The sequence below is a fragment of the Paenibacillus glycinis genome, from assembly GCF_009909185.1.
Taxonomy (GTDB): Bacteria; Bacillota; Bacilli; order Paenibacillales; family Paenibacillaceae; genus Paenibacillus_Z; species Paenibacillus_Z glycinis.
This window is the reverse complement of the sequence record NZ_JAAAMV010000005.1, coordinates 204,373-220,878: the sequence shown is the minus strand read 5'-3', so window position 1 is coordinate 220,878 and position 16,506 is coordinate 204,373. Positions and strand designations below refer to the sequence as shown.

General features: G+C 54.7%; 11 protein-coding genes, 1 other RNA gene and 1 pseudogene. 12 read left to right on the top strand and 1 reads right to left on the bottom strand.

Features of this window, described 5'->3' with window-relative positions; all coding sequences use genetic code 11:
* The 12 genes and pseudogenes from GT019_RS10730 to GT019_RS10675 all read left to right on the top strand — a co-directional run.
* Nucleotides 1-678 (top strand): annotated as a pseudogene (locus GT019_RS10730) (hypothetical protein); the annotation flags it as partial.
* A 153-nt stretch (nucleotides 679-831) separates the two neighbouring features.
* Entirely contained in the window at nucleotides 832-1,311 is a 480-nt protein-coding gene (smpB, locus tag GT019_RS10725; protein ID WP_161743135.1) for an SsrA-binding protein SmpB, read from the top strand.
* 233 nt (nucleotides 1,312-1,544) lie between these two features.
* Nucleotides 1,545-1,909: a transfer-messenger RNA gene (ssrA, locus tag GT019_RS10720) on the top strand.
* Between the two features lie 240 nt (nucleotides 1,910-2,149).
* Nucleotides 2,150-3,226 carry a S1C family serine protease gene (locus GT019_RS10715; protein WP_161743134.1) on the top strand — a complete coding sequence of 359 codons (1,077 nt, stop codon included), beginning with the start codon at nucleotides 2,150-2,152 and terminating at the stop codon, nucleotides 3,224-3,226.
* Nucleotides 3,227-3,566: 340 nt separating this feature from the next.
* Entirely contained in the window at nucleotides 3,567-4,100 is a 534-nt protein-coding gene (locus GT019_RS10710; RefSeq protein ID WP_407945075.1) for a nuclear transport factor 2 family protein, read from the top strand.
* Nucleotides 4,101-4,319: 219 nt separating this feature from the next.
* Nucleotides 4,320-4,748 carry an S-layer homology domain-containing protein gene (locus tag GT019_RS10705; protein WP_161743133.1) on the top strand — a complete coding sequence of 143 codons (429 nt, stop codon included), beginning with the start codon at nucleotides 4,320-4,322 and terminating at the stop codon, nucleotides 4,746-4,748.
* Between the two features lie 423 nt (nucleotides 4,749-5,171).
* On the top strand, nucleotides 5,172-9,290 hold the full coding sequence (locus GT019_RS10700; protein WP_161743132.1) for an S-layer homology domain-containing protein: 4,119 nt from the start codon (nucleotides 5,172-5,174) through the stop codon (nucleotides 9,288-9,290).
* A 235-nt stretch (nucleotides 9,291-9,525) separates the two neighbouring features.
* The gene (locus GT019_RS10695; protein WP_161743131.1) at nucleotides 9,526-10,026 is read left to right on the top strand and encodes a nucleoside 2-deoxyribosyltransferase; all 501 of its coding nucleotides are present in this window, start codon (nucleotides 9,526-9,528) and stop codon (nucleotides 10,024-10,026) included.
* A gap of 217 nt (nucleotides 10,027-10,243) precedes the next feature.
* On the top strand, nucleotides 10,244-10,618 hold the full coding sequence (locus GT019_RS10690) for a PH domain-containing protein (RefSeq protein WP_161743130.1): 375 nt from the start codon (nucleotides 10,244-10,246) through the stop codon (nucleotides 10,616-10,618).
* 503 nt (nucleotides 10,619-11,121) lie between these two features.
* Entirely contained in the window at nucleotides 11,122-11,859 is a 738-nt protein-coding gene (locus GT019_RS10685) for a PDDEXK family nuclease (RefSeq protein ID WP_161743129.1), read from the top strand.
* A 12-nt stretch (nucleotides 11,860-11,871) separates the two neighbouring features.
* Nucleotides 11,872-13,560: a vWA domain-containing protein gene (locus GT019_RS10680; protein ID WP_161743128.1), complete on the top strand. Its 1,689-nt coding sequence runs from the start codon at nucleotides 11,872-11,874 to the stop codon at nucleotides 13,558-13,560.
* Nucleotides 13,561-13,580: 20 nt separating this feature from the next.
* Entirely contained in the window at nucleotides 13,581-14,720 is a 1,140-nt protein-coding gene (locus GT019_RS10675; protein WP_161743127.1) for a toxic anion resistance protein, read from the top strand.
* 174 nt (nucleotides 14,721-14,894) lie between these two features.
* On the opposite strand, the gene GT019_RS10670 is transcribed toward GT019_RS10675, so the two are convergent.
* Complete coding sequence (locus GT019_RS10670) at nucleotides 14,895-16,310, bottom strand: ABC transporter substrate-binding protein (RefSeq protein ID WP_161743126.1); 1,416 nt, start codon at nucleotides 16,308-16,310, stop codon at nucleotides 14,895-14,897.
* Between the last annotated feature and the right edge of the window lie 196 nt (nucleotides 16,311-16,506).

Below are 16,506 nucleotides of genomic sequence, written 5' to 3'. Positions count from 1 at the left end.
GTCGGCCCGCGCGGCCGCGGGCAGCGCGGCGGCGAAGCCGGCACGGCGGCCGCAGGCGGAGCCGCGGAGCAGCGGCGGGGCCGCAGGCGCGGCAGCCGCGAGGAGCGCGGCGGCCAGCCGGGCGGCGGCGGAGCCGAGCAGCAAGCGGCTCGGCCGAACGACCAGCGCGCATGGAAGCCGGAGGACGATTATAATCTGAATCGTCTGCTCAGCAACGACGGCAGCGGCGGCGAGTCCGGCGGCGGATCATCGGGCAGCGGCGGCGAACGCCGCAAAGCGGTTCGCACCGACATGTGGGGGCTGCCGGTTCACAATGCCGGTTCGCTCAAAGACTACGGCGAAGATCCGGACGACGCTAACCGTTCGCGCGGCAGACGCGGCGATGGCTCGGGACGCGGACGTTCCGGCGGCGATCGCAGCGGCTACGGCGGCGGCAGACCGTCCGGCGCCGGACGACGCGGTTCCGGTCAAGGCCAGGGCGGCGGCGCCCAGGCGAACGCCAACCCGGGCCAAGGTACGGGCTCGCGCCGCAAGAAGTCCGGCGGGCCGGCCGGCAGCGGCCAGCTGCAGACCGCGCCAAGCACCAGTAACGAAACGGCAGCAGGCAGCGCGCAGCCGCGCAAGAAAAAATCCGGCGGCAATGCCACGGCGGCCTTCGTTCGGAAGAAACGCAAGTAAGACGCGGGTTTTGCGCGTTTTACCAATTCTTGATTTCGGTTCGTAAAGTTGCTACAATGGACTTCTAGCTGCGGTTGGAAGTCCGTTTCTTTGCTTGAGCGCGCGTTGCTCATGGCCGGGACAGGCTAAACAAACAGGGGAGAGGTGAACGGCATGGCGAAGAAAAGCGACGGCAAACAGCTTGCGCAGAACAAGAAGGCTTCCCATGACTATTTCATCGAGGATACCTTCGAAGCGGGCATGGTGCTGATGGGCAGCGAGATCAAGTCGGTGCGGATGGGCAAGGCGAACATCAGCGATGCGTTCGCGACGATCCGGAACGGCGAGATTTTCATCCACAACATGCATATCAGCTATTTCGAGCAAGGGAACCGAAGCAATCCCGTCGACCCGACAAGGGCGCGCAAGCTGCTCATGCACAAAGCGCAGATTCATAAGCTGCTCGGCTTGTCCAAGCAAGACGGCTATGCGATCGTGCCGCTCAAGATCTACGTGCGCAACGGCTACGCGAAGCTGCTCATCGGCCTTGGCAAAGGGAAGAAGCAGTACGACAAACGCGAGTCCGCGGCGAAGAAGGACGCGCAGCGCGACATTCAACGTGCGCTTCGCGAGAAACAGAAGGTTGCCCGGTAGCGTTCGTTGGCTATTGCAGCGGCAGCCGGAAGTGAGTGGAGAACGTCGCCATGGCTTCCAGCAAGACGCTTACTCGGTAATACACGATGTGTGGTATACTAAGTGAGCAACGAAAGAAACGTTTATCGTTTCAACATGCTTGGGTGAACCGGTGTCCGGCCAGTGCAGGCGGCATCATTCGTCGAAGCGTCTCGACTGCTAAACGGAGGGCTAATCGCCGTTTATGCGCCATTGGGGGCGTTTATGGATTCGACGGGGATAGTTCGAGCATGGGTTGCGGGTAGCAGGGAGTCGTCTGCTTCATCAACGCTAAAGCCTATTAAACGGCAAACAACAACAATCCTACGCTTTAGCAGCTTAATAACCTGTTAGCGTGCTCCTACCTAGCATCGCCCATGTGACTAGACTAGGGGCTAACAAATAGTGGGATACGCCGTTCGGTCTCCGCCTGGGGTCGACGGAAGAAGACAATCAGGCTGACCCGAAGGGAATCCGGTTACGGGGAGTTCCTAGGGTGACATCAAAACCGTGACTACACCCGTAGAAGCCTGTGTGGCGTTGTCTTCGGACAGGGGTTCAAATCCCCTCGCCTCCACCAAATGTAAATCCACTAACGCATGAGGTAGTGGATTTTTGCTGTTTTGCTTCGATGATCAACGTCTCGCATCGATGAATGGCACGGCTCTGCTACTAGGAGAATCCGCTGCTTAACCAAGAATCTGGTTCGATTTTCCTGAATATTTCGCAAAATTCTCAGCGTTCTTTTAGGTAGATTTAAGCTTCCTTTTAGGATCGTTCCGCATAATAGAGTCATCAAGAGCACGAGAGGATGATCCGAATGGATGAGCATATGGAAAATAAACAGGAACGCGATGACGCCAGCGATGGCCTGATCATGTATCGCTACGATTCTCCGAAGAAGACGGCGGACTTGCAGTCGGCGTATGAAGAAGCGATCGCGGCAAACGATGGGAGAGGAGCTTCGGGAGGCGGCGGGCATCGACGCAGAAGAACGGCGTCCCAAACGATTCTGGCCGCCTTTCTCGCCGGCGCTTTAACGATCGGCGGGCTGACGTACATGTCCGATCGATTGGATTTGTTCGGAGGCGGGGCTTCCGGCGCCGCCCAGACGACCGCTGCGAACGGCGACTCCCATTCGGCCGATGCCGGATTAACGACCGCTTCTCTCCAGGCGTCCACCGATGATTTCGCTGCAGTATTCAATCAAGCGAACCCCGCGGTCGTGGAGATCGGGAATTACGGCGTCGAGAACAATCAGTCGAGAGCCAACCTTTTCGACGGCGGAGGTCGGCCCGGCGGTCGACAGCAGTCGACGCCAAGCAATGAAGAGCCGGTGCTGATGGGCACGGGATCCGGATTCTTTTTCGATCACGACGGTTATATCCTGACCAACCAGCACGTCATTGCCGATGCCGCGGAGCTTAAGGTAACGGTGCCCGGATACGACGAGCCGCTGAAGGCCAAGATCATCAACCAGAACGAAAAACTGGATTTGGCGGTGATCAAGGTGGAGACGCCGGATGGCAAGGGCTTTCCGTCGCTTAGCTTTGGCGACTCGAATCAGGCAAATATCGGCGACTGGGTCATCGCGATCGGCAATCCGTACGGCTTGGATCATACGATGACGACAGGCGTGCTTAGCGCGAAGGAACGTCCGATCACGGTCACGGAGGAAGACGGTTCCGAGCATCCCTACGAGCATCTGCTGCAAACCGATGCTTCGATTAACCCCGGCAATTCGGGCGGGCCGCTGCTGAACGCGAAAGGCGAAGTGATCGGCGTCAATACCGCGGTCAACGCCGAAGCGCAAGGCATCGGATTCGCGATTCCATCGAGCACGATTCGGGATGCGGTGAAGGAGATGATGGCGGGAACGACTGGAAGCTCCCTCTAACCTGAACCGTTGCCATCGAAATCGCCGAAGCCGGGAAACCCTAAAAGGGTGAAAAATAGCTCCGCTGCAGCGGGGGCAGGCTGCACGCTTGCGAATTGCAGCCCGGAATCCAATCGTCCCAATCAAGACAATCCACGACCGAATGAGGTTGTGGATTTTTGCTTTCTTAAGAAGTTAAGCAACTGGCGCTCGATTACGCAAATGGGCATCTCTCCGAATGATTTCTTTCCAGTAATGGATATTATGGTTATGCCAAGCAAAGCTCGCGTTCATGCCGCACACGTCGACCGCGTCGCCGTATAATGGTACAAATGACCAGGCCAAAGGCGCTCGAAACGGGATGAATGTTAACGCAGCAGCAAGCCCTTGGGGTCATACGGCAAGCAACGGCAAAGGAGACGTGCACGGTTCGATGCGAATTATTTTGGCACCTTTCACATTGGAGACGGCAACCGCGAAGGTCCGAAAGGCGGAAAACGACTGGAACACGCGCGACCCTCAATTGGTGGCGATGGACTACACCGAGGACTGCCCTTGGCGGAACAGGGTCGAATTTCCCGTGGGCAGGGCGGAGATCATTCAGTTTCTGACGAGGAAGTGGAACAAGGAGCTGGATTATCGGCTCATTAAGGAGCTCTGGTCCTTTAACGGGAACCGGATCGCGGTGCGTTTCGCCTACGAGTGGCATGACGACGGGGGCCAATGGTTCAGATCCTACGGGAACGAGAATTGGGAATTCAGCGAAACCGGATTGAACAAGCGCCGTTACGCGTCGATCAACGATATGCCGATCCGCGAGGCCGACCGGAAGTTCCGCTGGCCGTCGGGGCGCCGTCCGGATCATTATCCCAGTCTCTCCGAGCTTGGATTATAATGTAGCGCCTCGGTTCGCTCGTTGGTTTCTTTGCCGCATAGGCATTGCTTTAAGCTCAATTAGAAGCCGCTGTATAGGAATTGAATAAGGGGGTTCGCTTAATAGTTAAGCGGATTCCTCAGCGTTGTTCTTCTTTCGCTACATAGCTTGAATTAAATTGCCTCAAGACGTCGTCGCATGAATTGCTCGCGCATTGCAACTTTCCGGAAGATTCGCTTCATGAAAGCGCCGAAAGCAAGCGACTATTATTCGAAAGCCGACGACACGGCTTGGTACGCGAATACGTTGATCATCGCCGCGAACAACGGCTTGGATTTGCCGAAGGATATCGATCCGGAGCAAACGTGGACGCGCGAAGAATTCACGCGCCCACTTATGAACGCCATCGCGACGCAAGTCGGCTTGCCGGTTGTTAAAATGAGCCCGGACCGCATTGCCGACACCGACAAATTCGCAAACGGCGTCGACAGCGTAATCCTCGGCGCGTTCGTTCTGAACATTGCGAAGCTGGACGACGACAACAACTTCCTTCCCGCGAAATCGATCACTCGCGCCGAAGCCGGGGAAGAAATTTATGATGCGCTCGCCTATTTAAAGCTCGTCAACCGTCGAGCGACGTACCCTCGGACCGTCACTCCCATCCGGTGATCCCGGTCACGGACGTACCCTCGGACCGTCACTCCCATCCGATGATCCCGGTTACGGATACGCCTTCCTCGAGCAATATCGGCTAAAGGTGCACGGTCAATAAGTCGAAAGCCCGGTTTTCGTTCTGATGAGCGGTGCGGCGTAGCGGTTCAATTGATTGTTAGGTCCTTGCACCAGCATAAGTTCGTCTCCACCTAATGCAGAACCCGACCGTACGAGGTCGGGTTTTTCGCTTTCTCCTCCCTTTTTATTCGTACATAGAGTATCTCGCATTTCCCAAACATCTTTTTGTATATCAGATGTTTATTTTCATTTACTTCATAATCAAGGGGTCGAATTTCCTAATTTTAATATAGGAAATAAGAGCGTCCTAAGGTATCATTAAACTGGTAATTGAACTAAAAACTAGAAGGGAAGCACGATATGAAAAAAGGAAGCAAAAAACTGACTCTATTCGTACTATTGCTTTTATTACTTAATACATGGGGGGTAGCGCTTCCGGCTGCCGGCGCGGATCCGGCACCGGCATCTCTTGAGCTCTCGCTTCCGAACGAGCTGACGGACTGGATATTGGACGAGGATGCGGGTTATATCTATGCCGTCTCCAGCGCAGCCAATAGTCTGTATTTTATTCGACTTAGCGATATGACGATTGTGAAAACGCTGAGCGTAGGTTCTAAGCCGTACTCGCTTGCAAGAGACGGTCAATCCCTGCAGATTGCGCTTTCCGGAGCAACCATGATCAAAACGGTTGATCTTGCAACGCAACAAATTACGGACACGATTGTTACGGACGGTATACCTACATCGATCGCTGCTTCCTCCAATCGTCTTTTCTACGGTACCGAGGATGAGAAGATCTACAAATACGACAAAGGTAATCGAACGAGTGCCTTACTGCAAAGCGGGTACTCGTTTGATGATGTCGCGCTGGCGATCGATGAGCCGTCCAACACGCTCTACGTCGGTCAATTGTCTTCTTACGGAGGAATAGCGGCTATTGACGCCGAGACCGGAGTACAGCTGAGTCATGACATTGATGACGATATGGAAATTGGAGGAGCCTCTCAATCGCTCAAACATATATTCATTGACGAGCAATCCGTGTATTTTGGCGGTCATCAGTTCAATAAAGAGAATCTGACGGAGACCACTGGCACATACTCGAGAACAAATGACGATTACACTTATCTCGAAGCCGTCGTATTGGGTGTAACGGATTCGTATGTTCTTACTACGCAAGGCGTATACGATAAAGATTCATATACCCCGTTAGCGCTATTCCCTTCCGCCAGCAGGTTCGCTCTGCTCGACTCGAGTGGTCGCGCGTATCTGGCAGGCATTGAAAATTGGTTCGAGGATGCCAAGAAGATCACGCGAGTCGATCTGACGATACCGCAAAGGACGACCGCCTCTTTTACTGCGGATTCGTACTCGATCCGAAGCGATCAGGCGATTACGGACTGGATTACCACGGATGAATCTCCTTACATCTATGCCATTGTTGCAAGCACCAACGAACTTGCCGTGATTCGCAAAGATGACATGACCGAAGTAAAGAAGATGTTCATCGGTTCCGGTCCAAGGGAGATTAAGCTGTTCAATAACAAGGTTTATGTCATCTTTGACGGAGAGAACCATATCGACGTGATGGAGCTGGCAGACGGAATACCGATGGAAGCATCCCTTGCCGAAATCACCACGAAGAGCTACCCGTATCATGTGTATCCCGATCAAAACAACCGAATTCTGTACTATGGCGAGAACGGCATCAGCGTGACCTCGGCCGATCGTACTTCCGCTACGGATGCGATCGCTAATGAGACGAGCACGGGGATCCGTTATCCCAATACGTTCATGTTGGATTCGGATCATAACATACTCTACGGCGGAGATAGTTCAAGTCTATATAAATACGATAGTCAAACGTACAATTTGCTTGAAAGTAAACCTATAACAACGGATCATATCGGCAACGATATCATTTTAGATGAGAATAATTTGTACTACGGGAATCTAAGGCTCGACGTGAACCAATTATCTGTCCAATACGGAACTTATCCGGAACAGATCATCGCTGCGCGCGGGAATACGGTGTTCAGCAATGCGGCCGTTTATGACAGAGACAGCTTTACGAAATCGTCCGATTTGTTAGTATACGTCCAGCATGTCTATGCCAGCGGCGATCAAACGATATTCCTGGCAACCGATAAGCGCTTATTTAAATTCAGCGGCGTCGAAGAAATGCAAACCGTCATGAACGAAGGTCGCCGGCCTTCGAATGCCGTATTCGTGGATGAAAGCCTGACATCCGGTACGCTTGACGGCGAGCTGTCCTTCGAGCCGCCCTCCGACCAGGACGGGATAACGGGATATACCGCATATTATCAAGATCAGCAGGGCAATAAGCTTGATCAGATCTATTATTTCTTTAAGAATACAGAATCATCGACGGATGCACGGTTCGTGTATGATATAACGTATTCGACCATGCCTAAAGGGGCGGTAAGCATTGGCGTGTATCCGATTATTCGTCTTGGCATGTACGGCAACGAGCATATTCTGGACGTTCATGCATCCGCTCCGATTTATGATGCGCCGGGATATCTCCCTACAGATTTGGCGGTGACGGATACGAATGCGGATATCAATAAGTTTTCAGGTACAGTGTCGTGGAAACAGGGGACGACTGAAATACCCGATGTCCGTTATCATTTGTATTTTATCAATGAAGAGGGTCCCGTTGGAGACGAGATCGCCGTGGTGGATGGCGGAAAACGCACATATTCGGTTACGGTTCCGGTAAAGGATGTGCCGAGGGAGGCCTTCGGAATCGGCGTTTTCATGGAAAGCGACGATTTTATATCGCCATTTTTCACGCCAATCATTCTAGCGGATAAACGGACACCGGCAATCCCGGCATCATCAATTATCGTACACAAATACATGGTTCAGGCGGATAACGTCGTCGTGAATAATCTGGTGGCCGGAGATTTTATACGTGTGTACAATGAGGAACAAACCGCGATCCTAGGAAGCGGAGTCGTGAATTCGAATCAGAGCGCGACTACGATTTTGATTGGAGATATCGGAGATCCAGGGGATAAAATCCTCGTTACTCGGCAATCAACGGATAAAATCGAAAGCGAAGGTACTTTAGTTGTTATACCTGCTGCTACGAATGACGGCAGCGGCGGAGGAACTCCCGGCGGAGGAGGCGGCGGTGGAACTCCTGGCGGCGGCGGAGGAGGAGGAGGAGCGCCTGGCGGCGGCGGAGGAGGCGGAGCACCTGAAGGCGGCGGAACTCCAGATGCAGATACTGGTGAAGCCGAACTCGTGACCACAATCAAGGCAAACGCGGATGGGACTTCCTCGTCGTTGACAGAAGTGCCGGCGGCCTTTATTTCAAAGGCTATAAGCGACCCCGGCTTCATGAAAAATCCGGTCATCGTAATCAGGGCCGATGAAAAAACGGCAACGCAAAACAGCCAATTCCAAATCGATTCAACCGCATTGGCAAGTATTCATGCGCAATCAAAGGCTGCCGTACTTATTCTTGAATCGACATCCGGCAAGCTTCAGCTTCCAGTGGGCTCCATATCTGCATCGGTTTCAGGAAGCAGCGGTTCGGAACAAAAGGTCGTTATTACGATTGCCCAAGCGGCGGGCGACTATAAGACCAAATTGAAAGCTCAATTTGGCGGCTCTGCCGGCGTCCCGTTGGGAGATCCTGTGGAGTTTGAAGTGAAGTTGACAGGAAGCGGGCCGGGTCGCATCCTATCGAACTTTTCCGATTATGCCATGCATGTGCTGAATGTTAACGTTGCAAAAGAAACGGATGCCGTATACACAGGCTTAACCTATGATCCAATCACACAAACCTACGTCCCGGTTCCCACTACGTGGGAGTGGAAGGATGGCATTCTGCAGGTGACGCTGAAGCGTAAAGGAAATTCCGTCTATACGGTTATCCAAAATCATGTTGACTTTAAGGATTTGGGTAAAAGCAACCCTTATCAAGACAGCATCTTGGCGTTAGCGAACCGAATGGTTATTAACGGCTATCCGGACGGAAGCTTCAAGCCGGAATCGGTTGTCACGCGTGCCGAATTTGCGGCGATGCTTAATAGGGCTTTGGGAATACTGCCTAAGCAGCAGGCTTCCAAAAGCTTTAAAGATGTTGCGAATGGCGTTTGGTATGCGCCGCAGGTTAATGCAGCTGTCGACGCGGGTCTGATTAATGGTTATACGGACGGTACTTTCCGCCCAAATCAAAACATTACCCATCAAGAAATGATCGTCATGCTGGTGAACGCATTTCAATACGACAACGCGGGCGTAGACCTCACTAAGACTTCTTCAACTGTGTACCCCGACAAGCTGCCGGCTTGGGCAAAACCGTATTACGCCGCCGCTATGGACAAGGGACTACTGCCGACAAGCAGCGCATTCCATTTCCAGACGGGAAAGAACACGCAGCGTCAAGAGAGCGCCCTTTTATTGTACCAACTGATGAAAGTAGCGAAGCTTACGAATACCTAGCAGGCGCGGCAGCGAACGGTGGTTGACACCCAGCCGCGGCTCGCGTCCGTCAAAGTAAAACCCAACCGCGTCAGGTTGGGTTTTTGCTTGGGCAAACTAGGAAGTCGAACCAGCATGATAACGGATGGCACCGATTCGCGAGCGTTGGAGAGACTCCAATCGGCAGTTTGCCAGTCAACCTCCCTTTATTGTACAGTAAGGCGAATGCATTTTGAGAAGCAAAGGGAGAGTAGGCATGCAACTGAAAGTATATATGGCGGGATTCGAAGTGTTTCAACCCGATGCCGTGGAGATCGGGCTTCGGATGAAGCAGCTATGCAAGGAATACGGATTTGAAGGCATTTTCCCGCTGGACAAGGATATCAAGCCGCAGCCGGACTTGCTGGAGACGGCGAAAGCGATCTTCGAGGGAAACGTGAGGCTGATCGAGAAGGCGGATGTCATCATCGCCAATTTGAATCCGTTCCGGGGGAAGGAGCCGGATTCCGGCACTGTCTTTGAATGCGGACTCGGCTATGGACTGGGCAAGAAGTTATACGGCTTCCTCGCGGACGATCGGACAATGGCCGAGAAGCTTCTCCCTGAAACGGAGGCCGCAACCGGTCTCTATGCGGACGGCATGCGCATCGAGAACTTCGGTCTTCCCATGAACGTGATGTTATCGGTCCCGATGACCATCGTCGGGGGTACGCTTGAAGACGCGCTTAAGCGGGCGCGGGAGGACTTGAGGCCATAAGCGCAGTCAAGGCGGGGCAGTAGGCTCGCCCGTCGCAAGCAGATGCGGCGATTCGGCTGAATGGAGCGTCCTCATTCAAGTATATGCGGGCCGAAGGACGTACGGCTTGTCGCCGTTGCCGGAGAATTTATATGGAATTGTTGTTTAATAAAGGAAATACTAGAAAAATGTCGAATAACTGACTATTAGGCAACTCAACTAATAGGAGGCTAGGCAGATGGCGGCTACGCAAAGCATTTTAGATTGGACCTTGGTATCGGAATGTCCCATACCGCAAGATGTTAACGCGTTACTGGTGAAGGGCGAAGTGCCGGTCGCGGCCTATAAAACCTTTCGGGACACGGCCGTGTTCACGAATAAGCGGCTGATCGTAAAGGATGTGCAAGGAATGTCGGGCAAAAAAATCGAGATCTATTCCCTGCCTTACTCCTCCATCGACATGTGGTCCACCGAGAACGCCGGCGGGTTTCTCGACTTCAATGCGGAGGTAGAGCTGTGGACGAAGGCCGGCCACATCAAAGTGAAATTGCAAAAGGGCGTCGATATCCGAAAGTTTGATATGCTGATCGCGAACGCGCTGCTGCAGGATTAGCCTGCGGGATAGACTTGACCGAGATTACGCCCGCGAGGCTTTGCAAGACGCCTTCGGACAAGGGGGCGACTCCCATGGCTGCCCCGCATTGCATCGCTACCACTTAAAACCACCTCACAAGGTGGTTTTTTCTTCGTTTAACGACATTCGTGCCAGCTAGGCCGTCCGCGACTTTCCAACAAACGGAAACGTCGCTGCGACTCATGCGTATAGGTCGAATAATGGCCGCGAGGGAAGCGGCTTCCCTCGCCGGCCGCATCCGGATGGGATATAGCACTCGGAGGCGCATAATCTAATTGAAACGGCGCTTTCCGTGCAGACTCGCCGGAGTCGCAGGCTTGGCGGGGCCTCGTGGGACGCTTTCGATTCGAGCCCGCTTCGATTCCAGGAGGCGAGGTCATCCAGGCACTGCATTCGCTCCGACAAAACTCTTACCCCAATATTTAACATTGTTGTACAATGATAGTGAGAGGAATGGATTTTTCCGGCAGAGGGGTGTTCGATTGCGCGTTACCAGATACATAAAGCTGCTTGGTTGGACGCTTGGCGTCGTCGCGTTGAATATTGTCGTTTTCTCCCGCGGATTTCTCGGGATCGAGTTCGGCGGCAGCGCGCTCTCCTCGGCGATCGGCGCGACCGTTCTCGCCGCCAGCGCCATTGCGCTGACCTATGGGTGCTACTCGCTGCTCTTCAAGGCAGACGCCGCGCTGCCGGTACGGGAGATCAAGACGCATGACGATTATGTCGAAGCATTATCGCGCTTCAGGCGTATTAAGGTGTTAGAAGAAGATATTGGCATGGCCTTGCGTCAATTGGAGCGATTGGGAAAGAAGAAGAGCACGCTGCTGGAGGTCCTGAAGCAGCGGTTCGATCCCGCGGAGTTGAGCTATAAGAAGTTTGCCGCCGTTATCCATGAGGTCGAGAAGCTCTTCTACATGAACGTCAGAAGCGTCATCAATCGGCTGCGTACGTTCGACGAGTCGGAATTCGAAAGCGTCTCGGGCCGGAAGCCGTCGCCCTTATCGCCGGAGCTGCTGCAAGCCAGGAAAAGCGTGTACGGCGAATACCTCTCCTTCACCAAGCAATCGCTGGCCACGAACGAGGAGATCCTGTTGAAGCTGGATCAGCTCCTGCTCGAGATCTCCCGCTTGGACAGTCTGGAGCCCGGCGACATCGACGGCATGCCGTGCATGCAGGAGATCGACGCGCTGATCAAGCAAACCCAATACTACAAGAATTAAGAGGTGGCCAGGATGCAAAGAAAGAGCAAGTTTCTGCTGATCTCCGCTATTCTTCTGGTGGTGGTCTTCGGCCTCGTGTATGCGGGGGTGTCGCTGACCTCCAATCTGGGCAAATCGAAAGCGGAGGTGACGGCCGAGAATGCCGGGGACCGGTTGAACAAACTGTACAAGGAGATTTCCCCGACGACCGATGCCCCCGTGAAAGGCCAGATCGACCTCGATCCCGTCGACGTCGCCGCGTCCTTGCCCGATATCGGCAAGTTCCCGATCACGGTGAACAACACGAACGACAACTTCGTCGAGATCTTCTCGTCCACGGAAAAATCGGGCACGGGCGTCGACGGATGGTTGACGGACGTGGCGACCGAATTCAACATGGCGAATATTGCCGTGGACGGCAAACCCGCTTCGGTCAGGATTCGGAATATCGCCTCGGGCACGGCCGCGGACTATATCAAATCAGGCAAGTACGTCCCCGACGCGTTCACCCCTTCGAACGAATTGTGGGGCGAGATGGTTCAAGCAAGCGGAGTCAAAACGCAGCTCGTCGCGAATCGTCTCGTCGGCAACGTTCCGGGAATCGTCATCGCCAAGGCGAAGTACGACGCCATGATCGACAAGTACGGCTCCGTCAACGTCAAGACCGTCACGGAAGCGATCGCCAATAACGAGCTCTCCATGGGGTATACCGATCCTTTCGCAAGCTCCACGGGCTTGAATTTCCTGGTCACGGCGCTTCATACCTTCGACAGCGCCAATCTGCTGAGCGACAAGGCTGTGCAGGAATTCGAGAAGTTCCAATCCAACGTGCCGTTCATCGCTTCCACGACCATTCAGATGCGCGACGCGGCCAAGTCCGGCGCCCTCGACGGGTTCGTCCTGGAGTACCAGACGTACGTCAACGCCGCCGACTTGAAAAGCGGGTATGTCTTTACGCCGTTCGGGTTCAGGCACGATAGTCCGCTCTACGCTTTAGGCGAGCTGCCGCGGGCGAAGCTGGATATTCTCAAGAAGTTCGCGGAATTCGTGACGCAGGACAAATACATGCAAACCGCGCAGGAAAAAGGGTTCAACGGACTTGAATCCTACAAGTCGGAGCTGGCCCCCGTGGATGGGAACCTGCTCGCGTCCGCGCAGAAGGTATGGAAAGAGAAAAAGAACGGCAGCAAGCCGATCACGGCGGTATTCGTCACCGACGTCTCCGGCAGCATGGACGGCGAGCCGATCAATCGGCTCAAGGAGTCGCTCCTGAAAGGGCAGAAATACTTGGGCAAAGACAACAGCATCGGTCTCGTCTCCTACTCGGACGGCGTCGCCATCAAGCTGCCGATCGCCAAGTACGACACGAACCAGCAGTCCATGTTCGTCGGGGCGGTGAACAGCCTGCAGTCCGGCGGCGGCACGGCGACCTTCAACGGCATCGTCGTTGCGCTCAAGCTGCTCGAGGATCAATTGGCCATCGATCCGAACACGAAGCCCATTATTTTCGTGCTTAGCGACGGGGAGACGAATCAAGGCTACTCGCTGGAAGACATCAAAGGACTCATCGAGACCTACAAGATTCCGATCTACACGATCGGCTACAACGCCAATATTCAAGCGCTCCAGAACATCTCCAGCATTAACGAAGCGGCCAGCATCAACGCGGATACGGACGACGTCGTGTATAAGATCGGCAATCTGTTCAATGTTCAAATGTAGCATTTCGAGGGGGGATTTCCATGTCGTTTTCGATGAATGTATCCAGTCCGGAAGAGCTGACGGCCGAGATCGAGCATACCGTGCAGCCGGTGCCGGAGGAAGAAGCGAAGCTTCGGGAAGAGGCGAATTCGAACGTCGCGATGATCATGGCGCTGGATGCCGAGTCCCTGGAGCAGCGCAAGGAGATCCTTCGCTCCATCGACGCGTACGGCTTGAACACCATGAAGCGCTCCTCCGATAAAAACACGCTGCTGCAGGTCTCGGTCGGCAATCTTGCCCGATCCGGCGACGAGGGCGGACCGGTCGCGAAGGGATTGGCCGAACTGCACACGCAGCTGAAGGATCTGGATCCCAGCATGATCGACTTTGCCAAGAAGGGATTCCTCGGCAAATTGTTCAATCCGCTGCGCGCGTACTTCCTCAAGTTCGAGAAGGCCGACGAGGTGATCGCCGACATCGTCGTATCGCTCGATAAAGGCGGCGCCACGCTCCGCAACGACAACACGACGTTGGAGCTCGAGCAGCACGACATTCGAAAGCTGACGAAGACGCTCAAGAAAGAAATTCAGCTTGGGATGCTGATGGATCAGTCCATCGAAGCCCAGATCGAATCAGCCAAGCAGCGCGGCGAGGACCCGGAGAAGATCCGGTTCATCACGGAGGAGATCCTGTTCCCGATGCGCCAGCGCGTCATGGATTTGCAGCAAATGCTGGTCGTGAACCAGCAGGGGATCCTGGCCTACGAGGTCGTCATCCGCAACAACAAGGAGCTCATTCGCGGCGTGGACCGCGCGAAGACCGTCACGATCTCGGCGCTCAAGATTGCCGTTACGGTGGCGAGCGCCCTGTATAATCAAGGGATCGTGCTCAAAAAAATCGAGCTGCTCAATCAGACCACCACGAACCTGATCGCCGGCACCTCGAGGATGCTGAAGGACCAAGGGGTGGCCATTCACCAGCAGGCAATGGAAGCGACGGTCTCGGTCGATACGTTGAAGCAAGCGTTCGCGGACGTGCTGTCGGCGTTCGATGCCATCAGCTCCTACAAACAGCAGGCCCTTCCGAAGATGAGGGAAACGATCAATCAGTTCCGAACCTTGGCCGACGACGGGGAGAAGCATATCGTGCGTCTGGAGAAGGGCAATGCTTTAGGTTTGTAAGGGATGCATCCAATCGCATAGGGATGATCGGAACACCGGGGAGAGAAGCGAATCCCGGTACACGCAAAAAAGCGACCGTGACAGGTCGCTTTTTTGCATTTCTCGTATTTGTGGATGCCGGGGATGACGGCGACGTGGCGCGATCCAATCCGTCCCGCATCCGAGGGTTCCGGCCTATTCGTTCAGGATGAGGTCGACTTTGCTTTTCACGAGCTTGGCGACTTGCTCCGCCGTTTTCTGTCCGCTGAAGAAGGCTTTGGCTTCATTCATGATCGTCTCGTCGATATTCGAGGGCGCGTGAGCCCAGTGAACGGCTTCCGTCAGATCCGCCTTCAGCTGATCCAGCTTGACGGCATCGACGGTTGTCGCCGGATGCGTGTCCGTCTGAATCGTGCCCGCCGCTTTCAGTTTCGCGACCTGCTCGTCATAGGCGGTCATGTTGATAGGAAAGCCGCGATTGTCGGTGACATCGGCCGGCGACTTCGCTTCGTTCTCCATGAGAAAACGGATGAAGTTCCACGCCTCCTGCTTATGAGGAGAGTTCGCGTTGATGCCCACCGTGCCGTAGGTGCTGAAATAGCCGCCCGCTCCCATAGCTTGCGGATGGGGCTTCGCATATAGCGTCGGATGCGCGATGAGATCGTTGAATAGGTACGCGCCGAACGAGTCGATCGTGTTCTCGCTGAAATACGCGTGCGCGTTTTGGGTGGCCGGGGTTGCTCTGCCTCCCCCGTCCTTGACCATGTCGAAAAGCAGCCCGTCGTCGGCCATGGCTTTCACTTGATCGATGAGCTCGACGAACGCAGCCGAATCGAAGCTTCGTTCGCCGTTCTTGTCCTGGACGAGCTGGGCGAAATTCTCGGCGGCCAGCTCGCTCAGCAGGAAGGAAGGCTCGCTGACGATCGCGTTTTTGAACGCGCCCTTCTGCTGCAGCTGCCGGGCCGTATCCAGAAAATCGTTCCACGTCCAGCTGCTGTCGTCGATCTGCACGCCCGTCTTGCCGATCGCCTCGCTGTCGCCGACCAAGCCGACGAGGGAGAAATACAGCGGCATGCCGTACAGTCCGCCGCCGGTCGTCGCATGGCTTAAAATATTGGCGAAATAATCTTCCGGATGAAACGATGCATCTCCCTTGATCATCCCGTTCAGCTCCGCGAGCAGCCCGCGATTCGCGTAGGCATCCAGCGGCAGCTCGTCCAGCTCGATCAGGTCGGGCCCTTTGCCGGCGAGCACGGCCGTGTTCACGCCGGTCACGAATTTTTCATGATAGGCCATCACCTCGTCGAGATCCTTGCCGGAGGTCGGCGTAGCTTGCAGCTCGATCTCGACGTTGGGATGCAGACCCTCGTACTTGTCGATGGCGGCCTGCATCCGATCGCTCAGATAATAGGTGGCGATCGTCAGCTTCACCGGATCGGAGGCGTTCCCGCCCCCCGTGGGCTGTTGTGCCGTTCCGGAGGAGCTTTCGCTGCCGGGGGGCTGTTTTCCCGGCGATGTCGGTCCCGTGTCCGGCTCCGAGGCGTTGTTGGCGCTGCTGCATGCGGCGAGCAGGAACACCAGGCCGGTCAACGGCCATGCGATTTTCTTCAATTGGATTCCCCATTTCGGATTCGTCTCGAAGAAAACGATACGGCACGGATGTTGCCAACGTTTGGCGCGGATGTATCCGAATTGCGAAATGAATAGGGTCGTCGGCGCGATCTTATATCCGCCGCTATGCTGAAGTCCGGGAAGCCTGACGCAGCCGGCATCGTTCCGGATGAGTTGCTTAACGCTATGGTCATTA

Excerpts from the sequence above, each read along its gene's own strand:
- smpB (WP_161743135.1), top strand. The coding sequence starts at position 832 with ATGGCGAAGAAAAGCGACGGCAAACAGCTTGCGCAGAACAAGAAGGCT.
- GT019_RS10700 (WP_161743132.1), top strand. The coding sequence starts at position 5,172 with ATGAAAAAAGGAAGCAAAAAACTGACTCTATTCGTACTATTGCTTTTA.
- GT019_RS10715 (WP_161743134.1), top strand. The coding sequence starts at position 2,150 with ATGGATGAGCATATGGAAAATAAACAGGAACGCGATGACGCCAGCGAT.
- GT019_RS10690 (WP_161743130.1), top strand. The coding sequence starts at position 10,244 with ATGGCGGCTACGCAAAGCATTTTAGATTGGACCTTGGTATCGGAATGT.
- GT019_RS10695 (WP_161743131.1), top strand. The coding sequence starts at position 9,526 with ATGCAACTGAAAGTATATATGGCGGGATTCGAAGTGTTTCAACCCGAT.
- GT019_RS10710 (WP_407945075.1), top strand. The coding sequence starts at position 3,567 with ATGAATGTTAACGCAGCAGCAAGCCCTTGGGGTCATACGGCAAGCAAC.
- GT019_RS10675 (WP_161743127.1), top strand. The coding sequence starts at position 13,581 with ATGTCGTTTTCGATGAATGTATCCAGTCCGGAAGAGCTGACGGCCGAG.
- GT019_RS10705 (WP_161743133.1), top strand. The coding sequence starts at position 4,320 with ATGAAAGCGCCGAAAGCAAGCGACTATTATTCGAAAGCCGACGACACG.
- GT019_RS10680 (WP_161743128.1), top strand. The coding sequence starts at position 11,872 with ATGCAAAGAAAGAGCAAGTTTCTGCTGATCTCCGCTATTCTTCTGGTG.